This window comes from Chengkuizengella sp. SCS-71B (assembly GCF_040100845.1).
Taxonomy (GTDB): domain Bacteria; phylum Bacillota; class Bacilli; order Paenibacillales; family KCTC-33759; genus Chengkuizengella.
Genome location: NZ_JAZHSH010000001.1, coordinates 3,120,166 through 3,132,279, shown reverse-complemented (window position 1 = coordinate 3,132,279; position 12,114 = coordinate 3,120,166). Strand labels below are relative to the sequence as shown.

General features: G+C 34.7%; 11 protein-coding genes and 1 other annotated feature. Of the genes, 10 read left to right on the top strand and 1 reads right to left on the bottom strand.

The genetic code is table 11. The features are described from left to right. The first annotated feature begins 230 nt into the window (after positions 1-230). The 6 genes from eis (at position 231) to VQL36_RS15400 (ending at position 8,048) form a co-directional block, all read left to right on the top strand. On the top strand, positions 231-1,424 hold the full coding sequence (eis, locus tag VQL36_RS15425; RefSeq protein WP_349250175.1) for an enhanced intracellular survival protein Eis: 1,194 nt from the start codon (positions 231-233) through the stop codon (positions 1,422-1,424). A gap of 87 nt (positions 1,425-1,511) precedes the next feature. Beyond that, positions 1,512-1,768, top strand: a binding site (T-box leader). 92 nt (positions 1,769-1,860) lie between these two features. Further along, the gene (gene hisS / locus VQL36_RS15420; protein ID WP_349250174.1) at positions 1,861-3,129 is read left to right on the top strand and encodes a histidine--tRNA ligase; all 1,269 of its coding nucleotides are present in this window, start codon (positions 1,861-1,863) and stop codon (positions 3,127-3,129) included. 1 nt (position 3,130) lies between these two features. Continuing rightward, a complete protein-coding gene (gene aspS, locus VQL36_RS15415) occupies positions 3,131-4,912 on the top strand; it encodes an aspartate--tRNA ligase (RefSeq protein WP_349250173.1) in 1,782 nt (593 codons plus the stop codon). A 15-nt stretch (positions 4,913-4,927) separates the two neighbouring features. Continuing rightward, the gene (locus tag VQL36_RS15410) at positions 4,928-5,695 is read left to right on the top strand and encodes a tRNA threonylcarbamoyladenosine dehydratase (RefSeq protein WP_349250172.1); all 768 of its coding nucleotides are present in this window, start codon (positions 4,928-4,930) and stop codon (positions 5,693-5,695) included. Between the two features lie 175 nt (positions 5,696-5,870). After that, a complete protein-coding gene (locus VQL36_RS15405; protein ID WP_349250171.1) occupies positions 5,871-7,178 on the top strand; it encodes a replication-associated recombination protein A in 1,308 nt (435 codons plus the stop codon). Between the two features lie 309 nt (positions 7,179-7,487). Further along, positions 7,488-8,048, top strand: coding sequence for a GNAT family N-acetyltransferase (locus VQL36_RS15400; RefSeq protein WP_349250170.1), 561 nt, complete (start codon positions 7,488-7,490; stop codon positions 8,046-8,048). 90 nt (positions 8,049-8,138) lie between these two features. Here the strand turns inward: VQL36_RS15400 and mnmA are convergent, their stop codons facing one another. Continuing rightward, a complete protein-coding gene (mnmA, locus tag VQL36_RS15395) occupies positions 8,139-9,230 on the bottom strand; it encodes a tRNA 2-thiouridine(34) synthase MnmA (protein ID WP_349250169.1) in 1,092 nt (363 codons plus the stop codon). A gap of 456 nt (positions 9,231-9,686) precedes the next feature. Here mnmA and cymR point away from each other — a divergent pair, with 456 nt between their 5' ends. The 4 genes from cymR to VQL36_RS15375 are packed head-to-tail and all read left to right on the top strand — an operon-like array spanning position 9,687 to position 12,031. Further along, on the top strand, positions 9,687-10,109 hold the full coding sequence (cymR, locus tag VQL36_RS15390; RefSeq protein ID WP_349251191.1) for a cysteine metabolism transcriptional regulator CymR: 423 nt from the start codon (positions 9,687-9,689) through the stop codon (positions 10,107-10,109). Positions 10,110-10,122: 13 nt separating this feature from the next. Further along, a complete protein-coding gene (locus tag VQL36_RS15385; RefSeq protein WP_349250168.1) occupies positions 10,123-11,271 on the top strand; it encodes a cysteine desulfurase family protein in 1,149 nt (382 codons plus the stop codon). A gap of 16 nt (positions 11,272-11,287) precedes the next feature. Further along, positions 11,288-11,794: a PRC-barrel domain-containing protein gene (locus tag VQL36_RS15380; protein WP_349250167.1), complete on the top strand. Its 507-nt coding sequence runs from the start codon at positions 11,288-11,290 to the stop codon at positions 11,792-11,794. A 27-nt stretch (positions 11,795-11,821) separates the two neighbouring features. Further along, positions 11,822-12,031 (top strand): hypothetical protein, encoded by a 210-nt coding sequence (locus tag VQL36_RS15375; RefSeq protein ID WP_160646526.1) that lies wholly within the window; start codon positions 11,822-11,824, stop codon positions 12,029-12,031. The last annotated feature ends 83 nt before the right edge of the window (positions 12,032-12,114 follow it).

Here is a 12,114-nt window from a genome sequence, read left to right as displayed (position 1 = left end):
ATCTTGAGTTTTATACAATTATCTTAACTTAGGAAATTCATTAAATGCTTTCAAAATATTGTGCGTCAATTTTGAAGTATGTATTTGAGCAGACTTTTTTTATATTTCATAGATTCCTTGTGATCTTTAACATGAACTTATAAGATAGTAATTAGAAAAAATAATCAATTTATATTTATTTTTTTGTTGAATTGAAGATTAAATTGTAATAAACCAAAGGGGTGTAGTTTATGGAAGAAATAAGAAAATGTAAATATGATGAATTAGATGATGTGATAGAACTATCCACTTTTGCATTTCAATACGAAGCGAGCCCTGAAAAAAGGGCTGGTATTCGTTCAAGATTAAAACCTGAACAAATCTGGGGTTATTTTAAAGATGATAAGTTAATTTCAATGGCTAGTTTACTGCCACTTCAAGTATTTATACATAATCAAGTTTTTTCTATGGGTGGAGTTGCTGGTGTTGCTTCTTGGCCTGAATATCGTAGAAAAGGTCTAGTGAAGCAGCTATTAAAAGAAGCTTTATTAGAAATGAAAGAGAAGAATATGACAGTTTCAATGTTAGCTCCATTTTCTTTTGCATTTTATAGAAAATATGGATGGGAAACTTTAAGTGAATACAAAAAATATACAATACCTATTTCACATTTTCCGAAAATAGAAAGCAATTTAGGCACAATCTTAAGATATAAAAATATACAGAATTGCTGGCCATTATTAAACGAAATTTATGAACAATATACTTCTGGGTTTAATGGAATGTTAAAAAGAGATGAGACATGGTGGATTAATCGAGTTTTTCGAGAAACGCAGACTATCCAAGTCTATTATAATGACTCTGGGAAACCAGAAGGGTATTTACTATATAAAGTGAAAGATCGTGAAATGAAAGTAAAGGAGATGGTTTTTTTAAATGAAACCGCTCGAATGCAACTTTGGAGGTTGATTAATCAACATGATTCAATGATTGAAAAGGTTCAAATCATTGCTCCTTCTAATGATCCACTTTCCGTAATTTTAGACAATCCAAGTTTTGATCAAGAGATTATCACTTACTTTATGATGCGTATTGTTGATGTGGAGCAATTCCTTCGTGTCTATCCTTTTTATGCTTCAGGAGTAAAACAGGAGTTCATGATCACAGTAAAAGATGAATTTGCTGAATGGAATGATGGTTTGTTTGACATACAAATTGATGAAAATGGAAAAGCTAGAGTGAATAAAGTATCTCTTTGTGCTAAACATGAAATGGTAGATTATTCTATTCATTGTTCAATTCAATCACTAAGTAGTTTGTTATCAGGTTATCAGAGTGTTGAGACTTTATTTAAACTTGGAAAAATTAAAGGACCGAATGAAAAAATAAATGAACTTGAATTTTTGATCCCCCAAAAAACAACTTACTTTATGGACTTTTTCTAAAACATTCTTTTATACTTTAGTGTAATGCTTGACATTAAGACCTAACCATATTAAAATCATTGTTAATATTAAAATTAGAATAAGTTGGTTGATTCTAAGAAGGGATAAAGTAATTCAGATCTTCATACATAGAGAGGGATGTCATAGGCTGTAAACATCCTTATGAAACTGAATGAAAAGACCTCCCTGAGAACTTACAGTGAAGAGTAAACGTTAGTGATTAGTAATGATTTACTTGGTAGCTGTGTAGCGTATACGGGCGTTAACCGAAAGTGTAGGATATTAATCCTAAATGTGGGTGGTACCACGGGTGTTTATTGTTGTTTCAATCTCTCGTCCCTGATAATAAGATCAGGGGTGGGAGATTTTTTATTTAATTTATAACTGATGTAATGAAGTGTTTAGTTTTTTAGTTGAGGTAAGGGAGGTAATAAAAATGAGATATCAAAAGCCAAAAGGCACACAGGATTTCATCCCTGGTGTTGTAGAAAAATGGCAGTATGTTGAGAAAAAAGCTAGGGATTGGTGCCATCGTTTTAATTATAAAGAAATCCGTACACCTATTTTTGAACAAACAGAGTTATTTGTTCGTAGTGTTGGAGAAACAACTGACGTTGTAGAAAAGGAAATGTATACGTTTAAGGACAAAGGCGATCGAAATATGACCTTGAGACCAGAAGGTACAGCTGGAGTAGTTCGAGCCTATATTGAAAACAAACTATATGGTGAACCAGATTTACAAAAACTATATTATATCGGTCCTAAGTTTCGGTATGAGCAACCGCAAAGTGGTCGATTTCGCCAGTTTCATCAGTTTGGAGTAGAGGTGTTTGGCTCCATTGATCCAGCCATTGATGCAGAAGTGATATCACTTGGTTATAGCTTTTTTAAAGATTTAGGATTGCAAGGTGTGAAGGTGGAATTAAATTCGATTGGGAATCAACAGAGTCGAACTAACTATCGTGGAAAGTTACAACAATTCCTTACTCCCGTAAAAGAACAGTTATGTAATGATTGTCAGTCTAGATTCGAAAGAAACCCATTGCGTATCCTTGACTGTAAGAAGGATCAACAATATTTTGATGGAGCACCTTCTATTTTGGATAGCTTAGATGAGGAAAGTATGATCCACTTTGAAAAGGTACAAAAGTATCTTGCAGATATGGATGTTAAGTTTGAAATCAATCCAAGAATGGTACGTGGATTAGATTACTATACAGATACTGTCTTTGAGTATAAAGCTGAAGGTATTGGAGCTATAGATACGATTGCTGCAGGTGGTCGCTATAATGGTCTAGTTGAACAAATTGGAGGGCAGGACCAACCTGGTGTTGGTTTTGGAATTGGCTTGGAAAGAGTATTACTTATTTTAGATCATCAAAATGTTCAAATCCCTGAAGAAAATCTTTTGGATGTATATTTAGTTGGGCTGGGAGATCAAGCAGAGGAAAAATGTGTAAAGGTATTATATGAGTTAAGGCAGGCAGGCATTAAGGCGGAAAAAGATTATTTAGGCAAAAAAATGAAAGCCCAATTAAAATCAGCTGATCGCCAAAAAGTGAAATATGCTGCGATATTAGGTGATGAAGAATTAGAACGAGGTGAAATTGTTCTAAAAATATTAGAATCACGTGAGCAAAAAACGATTGCACTAGAGAATTTTGTAGAAGAAATGATAAAAATAACTAAAGGGGGAAACATGTAAAATGATGCTAAAAACACATCAATGTGGATCTTTAACAAAAGCAAATGTAGGAGATACCGTCATATTAAATGGATGGGTTCAAAGAAGAAGAGATTTAGGTGGTGTTTTGTTTATTGATCTACGGGATCGCTCAGGAATCATGCAGGTTGTCTTTAACCCAGATTTTTCAGGAGAAGCACTTCATACTGGAGATAAGGCTAGAAATGAGTATGTTATAGCAGTGAAAGGGAAGGTTGTTGAAAGAGATGAAGAAACGTTAAATCCAAATCTTCCGACTGGTGAAATTGAAGTACAAGTTTCTGAAATAGAAATATTAAACGAAGCGAAAAATCCGCCATTTTTTATTGAAGACGGAATTGATGTGGACGAAGTTTTACGATTGAAATATCGTTATTTAGATCTGCGTAGACCAGAAATGCAAAAAACGTTAAAACTTCGTTCCAAAGCAGCTAAGATTTTCCGAGACTTTTTAGATGAAAAAGATTTTCTAGAAATAGAAACGCCAATTTTGACAAAAAGCACACCTGAAGGTGCTCGAGACTATCTGGTTCCAAGTCGTGTACAAGACGGGAAGTTCTTCGCACTTCCACAATCTCCACAATTATTTAAGCAGATGTTAATGGTTGGGGGAGTTGAGCGCTATTATCAAATTGCTCGTTGTTTCCGTGATGAAGATTTGAGAGCGGACCGTCAACCAGAATTTACTCAGGTAGATATTGAAACTTCATTCTTATCAGAAGAGCAGCTACAGGACATGATGGAAGAACTTATGGTACGTTTATTTAAAGAATTAAAAGGTGTTGAAATTCCACGTCCTTTTCAACGTTTGACATATGTAGAAGCGATGGATAAGTACGGTTCAGATAAACCAGATCTTCGTTTTGGTTTAGAATTAGTGGATTTATCGGATTTAGTTGTCAATTCTGGTGTGAAAGTATTTGCAAGTGTAGTAGCTAAAGGAGGACAAGTAAAAGCTCTTAATGCCAAAGGTTGCGGTACATGGAGTCGTAAGGAAATTGATGACTTAGGACCTTATGCTGCTCGTTATGGAGCGAAGGGACTTGCTTGGATTCAAGTGAAAAATGGAGAAATGAAGGGACCTATCGTTAAGTTTTTCAGCGAAGAGGAGTTAGCAGCATTAAAGGAAAGATTACAAGCTGAAGATGGTGATTTACTTTTATTCTCTGCTGATACGAAAAAAGTAGTTGCTGATGTGTTAGGAAACTTACGTTTAAAAATAGGAAAAGATTTAGGTTTAATTGATGAATCACAATTTAAGTTCGCTTGGGTCGTTGATTTTCCATTAGTAGAATACGCGGAAGAAGAAAAACGTTATGTTGCATTACATCATCCATTTACTCGTCCAAAAGAAGAAGATATACATCTTTTTGATACAGATCCGAGTGAGATTCGTGCTCAAGCTTATGATCTTGTTTTAAATGGGTATGAAGTAGGTGGTGGCTCTATGCGTATTTATCAAAAAGAAATTCAGGAAAAAATGTTTAGTGCATTAGGGTTTTCGAAAGAAGAGTCTCAAGAGCAATTTGGTTTCTTATTAGATGCTTTTGAATACGGGACACCTCCGCATGGTGGAATCGCTTATGGTTTTGACCGCTTAATCATGTTGTTAGCTGGAAGTTCTAATCTTCGTGAAACGATAGCATTTCCAAAAACTGCAAGTTCAACAGATTTATTAAGTGATGCTCCTTCTGAGGTAGGTCAGCATCAGTTAGATGATTTATCGATTCGCCTTGCAATCAAACAAGAGGCTGGCAATAACTAGAAAGGAAAGATAACTATGCTTCACCAGTTTTCAAGAAATGAATTAGCCATCGGTAAAAAAGGGCTAGAAATAATGAAAAATAGTACGGTAGCGGTTTTAGGTATTGGGGGTGTTGGTTCCTTTGCAGCTGAAGCACTTGCTCGCTCAGGTGTTGGTCGAATCATCTTAGTTGATAAGGATGTTGTGGATATTACGAATATAAATCGGCAAATTCATGCTTTAACATCGACGGTTGGACAGTCTAAAGCTGAACTGATGAAAGAACGTATTGGATTAATAAATCCTGAGTGTGACGTGATTGCTTTGAATATGTTTTACACTGAAGAAACATATGAATCATTTTTCGAAACGCCATTAGATTACGTTGTAGATGCTTCAGATACGATTTCATACAAAATACATCTAATTAAACAGTGTTTACAAAGAAAAATTCAAGTGATTTCCAGTATGGGTGCTGCAAATAAAATGGATCCAACTCAATTTGAAGTGACGGATATTTCTAAAACTTCAATGGACCCGATGGCCAGAGTCATCCGTCAAAAACTTAGAAAAGATAGAATTTATAAAGGAGTAAAAGTTGTATACTCAAAGGAACCACCGATCGTTCCTTTAGAAGAGGTGACAGATGAAATCGTTCCTGAAAATGCTCCGGAAATTCGTAAAGCGAAACATCCACCTTCAAGTAACGCTTTTGTACCTTCCGTTTCAGGTCTGATTATGGCAAGTGAAGTTGTTAAGGATTTATTGGCTGCAAATGATCTAAAAGTACAGCGGAAGTATTGATAATCGATGATAGTTAAATAATAATGAGTCATTTAGAAGAGCCTAACGGCTCTTCTTTTCGTTCTCACTCTTGGATTCAAGGCAGTTGTTTTGATATAGTAGTCTTAGCATCCAGAAATATATGTAATATATAATCACTTTAATGATAGATTGATTGGAAAAGGTAGTGAAAATCATGGACTTATTTTCATATAACGAATCAGAGCAACCTACGCATCAATTGTTAGCAGATCGAATGAGACCGCAAACTTTAGATGAGTATATCGGTCAACAACATATCGTTGGTGAAGGAAAGTTGCTTCGAAGAGCGATTGAAGCAGATCAAATCACCTCTATTATTTTATACGGTCCTCCAGGTGTAGGGAAAACAACACTGGCAAATATCATTTCAAACCAAACCAATGGAGATTTTGTTCAGCTTAACGCTGTAGATGCTTCTGTTAAAGATGTGCGGGAAGTGATTGAAAACGCAAAACTGAGCAAACGAATGTATGATAAAAAAACGATTCTTTTTTTAGATGAAGTACATCGCTTTAATAAATCAAGGCAAGATGCTCTTTTACCAGCAGTGGAGCAAGGGATTATCATATTGATTGGAGCAACAACAGAAAATCCGTTTCATCATGTCAATGGTGCATTACTTTCTAGATCCACATTATTTGAATTACAAGCATTAACATATGAACATTCGTTAGAAGCTATGAAAAGGGCTTTGAATAATGAGGGGAAAGGATTAGGAACGCTCCCTGTCCTAGTTGATGAGGAAGCTCTAATGCATATTGCACATATGGCAAATGGAGATATACGAAGATCTTTAAATGCTTTAGAACTAGCAGTCATGACCACACATCCAAATCCAAATGGCAAAATACATGTAACACTTGAAGTAGCAGAGGAATCAATTCGACGTCCGACGATTAAAGCTGATGAGTCCACACAATATGATGTTTTATCCGCTTTTCATAAAAGTATTAGAGGTTCAAGTGATGCGGCATTGTTTTGGTTCATATACGCAGTTGAAAAGTTAGGTATGGATCCGATGGTATTTATCCGCAGATTGATTGTAGCTAGCAGTGAGGATATCGGATTAGCAAATCCGCAAGCTATGGTACAATCTGTGACAGCAATGGAGGCTTATCAAAAAATAGGTTGGCCTGAGTCAAGATATATCATTTCCCAGGCAATTTTATTTGCAGTAGAAAGCCCAAAATCGAATGCCATTCCAAATGCTCTTTCAAAAATAGCACATTTAATGGGAAATATAAAATCAGCTGAAGTTCCTTTGCATTTAAAAGATACACATTATAAAGGGTCAGAAGAATTAGGGCACAAAGGGTATCAATATCCACATGATTACCCCGGACATTATGTGAAACAACAGTACTTACCAGATAAAATTAAAAATCAAACACTCTATGAAGCAACTGAACAAGGGATGGAAGAGAAAATTAAGATAAATCAAAATCGTAGAAGTAAACAGTAGTAAAAAAATGAACAGACATGGTATATCAAAAATAGTCTCTCAATGAATGAGAGACTATTTGCATCTATCATATGTTTGAGGCCTACTAATGAGCATGTTTTTATAGAAAAATAATGCAAAACAATCAGTAGATTGACACAAACAGTTAGTACATCTCCAACATATATTATAATATCTAAGTCTACTAAATTAGTTTTAAAAGGAAAGAGATGTTGATTATGAATAACTATTCATCTCAAAGTGAGATATGTTGTCCAATTTTAACATAGGAGCTTCTACTTAATAAGAATCCATATAAGAGGTGTCGTGTTGATAAAATTTGATTATTTTTCAGATACAAGAAGATTATTAATTAGACCATTACAAGAAGAGGATTATCATAATTGGTTAAATGAATTTAATAATAGACTTCCTTCTCAGCACAAATACGATGTGGGAAGAATCGATATGAGTGAATGTACTAGAGAGTGGTTTACTAATTTGGTGAAAAACCATCAACAAATAGCAATAAATGATATAGCTCACGTATTTGCTATCTTTCGGAAAGATGATGGAAAACATTTAGGTACTGTAGACTTTTCCTCTTTGGCAAGAGGTGATTTTCAATGGGCTAGAATCGGTTACACCATTCATAATCAGTATTGGCAAAAAGGTTATGGTAAAGAGGCAGTAAGTGAAGCACTTCAAATTGCCTTTAAAAAATTGAATTTTCATCGTGTTGAAGCACATATAAATTTGGATAATTCAGCTTCTATTCATTTAGCAAAAAGTGTAGGTATGGAGTTTGAATGTATAAGGAAAGGTTTTATTTTTGAACATGATGAGTGGACAGATCATCGGGTCTACTGTATAAATTCAATGAAACAATAGTTGAACTATATTTGTTTTGAATAAAAAGGACCTCCAAAAATGAAGGTCCGTTTATGTGGAATTTGAACTTTTAAATGCAAGATAAATGAGTCACTTTATGACATGATCAATCGTTGCTCCGCCTAAACATACTTCATCTTGATAAAATACAACTGCCTGTCCAGGAGTAACTGCTTTTTGGAGCTCATCAAATTGTATATGAACTTGACCATCTTTGATTGCAGTAACTGTAATCCCTTGATCCTGTTGTCTATATCGAAACTTAGCCGTACATTTTAGAGGAGTATCAGGAGCTACATCACTGATCCATACTGCATCAGAGGCAATGAGTCCTTTGGAATATAAACTAGGATGCTGCTCTCCTTGTACTACATAAAGAACATTGTTTTTTAAATCTTTATCAGCTACAAACCAAGGTTCACCAGAACCTTTTCCTCCAATACCTAATCCTTTACGCTGACCTAACGTATAATACATCAGTCCATCATGGCGCCCGACCACATCACCTTCAAATGTTTTCATGTCACCGGGTTGAGCAGGAAGATATTCACTTAAAAACTCTTTGAAATTTCTTTCCCCTATAAAACAAACGCCAGTACTGTCTTTTTTCTTTGCCGTTGCTAATCCTGATTCTTCCGCAATTTTACGAACCTCTTGTTTTGGTAGATGTCCTATCGGAAACATCGCTTTTGAGAGCTGTTTTTGATTTAATTTACTCAAAAAATAACTTTGATCCTTATTGTTATCAACGCCTCTTAAAAGAGTATATTTCCCATCTTTTTGTTCTAGACGGGCATAGTGACCTGTCGCAATATAATCTGCACCTAATTCAAGTGCTTTATTTAAAAAGTCTCCAAATTTAATCTCTCTATTACACATAACATCAGGATTTGGAGTACGTCCTTTTTTGTATTCGTCTAAGAAGTAAGAAAACACTTTATCACTATATTCTTTTTCAAAATTTACTGTGTAAAATGGAATATCAATTTGTGCACAAACTCTTCTTACATCCTCAGCATCTATTTCTGCTGTACAATGTCCAAATTCATCAGTATCATCCCAATTTTTCATAAACACACCAATGACTTCGTAACCTTGTTGTTTTAACAATAATGCTGTGACTGAAGAATCTACGCCTCCTGACATACCCACTATGACGCGAGTTGCCGAGTTGTTAGACATGATAAAAACCTCACTTATAATATATAATACCTACAAAAATAGGACCCTGGAAATATAACAGAACCTGGAATTCTTCTAATAACTTTTGTAGGTCTAATTTATTATTTTTTATATTTCAATAGTAATGAGTTTAACATATTTTAAAAAATTCAATAAAAATAGTCAAATTTTTTACTATTGCAAGCTCTTATATGATAACATATAATTAACTTTTCAATAACTAACTTTTTATAACTAACTTTTCCTTATATAGATAAACTGAAATGGATCATACGGCAGTATAAATGAAGAATTGTTGTTTATAACTAAGAAAGTGAACTCGTTTAAGCATAGCTTAAACATCAAGAAATCAGATGGAGACTCTACTCCACCTGATTTGAAGATACCACCTATAGAGGTGGCGTCTGTACGCAAAATATTATGGATAAACTATTATTTACTGTATGGGGTGTTACCTTGAAAATTTCTACTAAAGGTCGTTATGGACTTACAATCATGATGGAATTGGCTTCAAATTATGGAGAAGGCCCAATCTCACTTAAAAGTATAGCTGAAAAGCACCAATTATCAGAGCATTATCTAGAGCAATTGGTTGCACCATTAAGAAACTCTGGTTTAGTCAAGAGCATTCGAGGAGCATATGGTGGTTATCAATGTTCTAAACCTCCAGAAGAAATCACAGCAGGGGATGTTATTCGTGTGTTAGAAGGACCTATTAGTCCCGTTGATTTTACAGAAGAAGATGATCCTGCAAAAAGAGATCTTTGGATCAATATTCGTGACAGTATTGCAAAGGTATTAGATTCAACTACTTTGGCAAATCTAATCCATTATCAAGATCAAGGAGATGAACATGAGAGTAACATGTTCTATATTTAACAGGTGATGAACAATGCATAATATTTATTTAGACCATGCTGCAGCGACTCCGCTGCACTCTGAAGTTTTTGAGGTAATGGTACCGTTTCTAAAAGAGCATTATGGAAATCCTTCGAGTCTCCATTCGTATGGTAGGAATGCCAAAATTGCTTTGGATTCATCTCGTGACTCCATAGCATCACATTTACATTGCAGTGCAAATGAGATTATCTTTACAAGTGGTGGAACAGAAAGTGTTAATTTAGCTATTATGGGTACGGTAGCAGCAAGTAAACAAAAACCTATTCATGTGATAACAACACAAATTGAACATCGAGCTGTATTAAGCACTTGTCAACAACTAGAGAATCTAGGACATGCCGTTACTTACCTCCCTGTGGACAAGACTGGTTTAGTTTCGATTGAAGATTTGAATAAAGCAATCAAACCTGAAACAGTGTTAATCAGTATTCACTATGGAAACAATGAAGTTGGAACATTACAACCGATTGAGGAAATCGGTGGTTTGGCACGTGAAAAAGGAATTTATTTTCATGTAGATGCTGTACAAACATTGGGTAAAATAATGATTAACCTTTCAGATCTTCCAGTTGATCTTATGAGTTTTTCTGGACATAAAATTAATGGGCCTAAAGGCATTGGCTTATTGTATGTAAATAAAAAAGTCCATTTACTTCCTAATATATATGGTGGAAACCAAGAGCGCAAACGTCGTGCAGGCACGGAAAATCTTGCAGCTATTGTAGGTTTTTCTAAGGCGATTGAGCTATCCGTTCATAATGTAAACAATAATCAGAAAATTCTAAATGATTTAAGATCACTTCTGATTGAAGAGTTAAGTAAAGAATTAGGACATGAAGGATTCGTTATTAATGGTCATTCTATCAAAAGATTGCCGCATATTTTAAATGTAAGTTTTAATCAAACGAACAAGGAAACGTTGTTAATGAATTTTGATATTGAAGGGATTGCAGCTGCTAGTGGATCTGCTTGTACATCTGGTTCTATAAAGGACTCGCATGTATTAGATGCAATGGATATCTCTCCCGAATTGAGAAAAGGAGCCATTCGATTTAGTTTGGGTATAAATAATACGAAAAAAGAAATGATAACAGCTGCAAAAAAAATTGGAACCATTGTAAATCGTTTACGTAGTAAGTAGAAGGGAGAGTTATATTTTGCATAAAGCCAAAGATATAATTGGATTACCCGTCATTGAAATTGAGAAGGGTGAGCAAACAGGCTCTGTAAAAGATTTTCTACTTAACAATAATTGGGAAATTCAAGCAATCATTTTAGAAGGAAAGCACTGGTTTTCTTCAACTAGAATTGTGGAATGGGAAAATATAATTTCCTTTGGTAAAGATGCTGTAACCATACAAAATGAAGAGGTTATTCAGCAGCTAGATGATGTATCTAATCAGTTTCATCCTTTATACGATGGAGAGAAAAAAATACTGGGTCTTCCAATTTTAACGGTGAATGGTCATGAATTAGGAATGGTTGATGATGTTTATTTTGGTGGGAAATTGGGAAGAAAAATAATAGGATATGAATTAACAGATGGTTTAATCTCAGATATACAGGATGGAAGAAAGTGGCTGCCTGCTCCTATACAAATAACCGTAGGAAAAGACGCAATCATCGTTCCTGTTCAGAGTGAACAAGATCTGGAGGATTCATGATTAATTCGAAGGGATAGGGTGAATAAGGTGTTACGTTGTCCAAATTGTAATTCTAAAGATATTGGAAAAATAGGATCACATCAATTTTACTGTTGGGGTTGTTTCATAGAACTAACAGTCAATGGAGAAAAAATGTCAGTATTTCAAGTAGAAGAAGATGGTTCCCTCAGCTCTCTGGATGATTTATTTTTTGAAGAAGAAATGTCAGAAGAGATACAAGAGATACACGCAACTTAAAATATTAAGATTTAAAATATCAAACATAACACTTAGAGAAATTTAATCTCTCTAAGTGTTTTTTTCTATAGGAATAGGCTAGA

What these genes read in the sequence shown, in the direction of transcription:
- eis (WP_349250175.1), top strand. Translation starts at nt 231, where the DNA reads ATGGAAGAAATAAGAAAATGTAAATATGATGAATTAGATGATGTGATA.
- hisS (WP_349250174.1), top strand. Translation starts at nt 1,861, where the DNA reads ATGAGATATCAAAAGCCAAAAGGCACACAGGATTTCATCCCTGGTGTT.
- aspS (WP_349250173.1), top strand. Translation starts at nt 3,131, where the DNA reads ATGATGCTAAAAACACATCAATGTGGATCTTTAACAAAAGCAAATGTA.
- VQL36_RS15410 (WP_349250172.1), top strand. Translation starts at nt 4,928, where the DNA reads ATGCTTCACCAGTTTTCAAGAAATGAATTAGCCATCGGTAAAAAAGGG.
- VQL36_RS15405 (WP_349250171.1), top strand. Translation starts at nt 5,871, where the DNA reads ATGGACTTATTTTCATATAACGAATCAGAGCAACCTACGCATCAATTG.
- mnmA (WP_349250169.1), bottom strand. Translation starts at nt 9,230, where the DNA reads ATGTCTAACAACTCGGCAACTCGCGTCATAGTGGGTATGTCAGGAGGC.
- VQL36_RS15385 (WP_349250168.1), top strand. Translation starts at nt 10,123, where the DNA reads ATGCATAATATTTATTTAGACCATGCTGCAGCGACTCCGCTGCACTCT.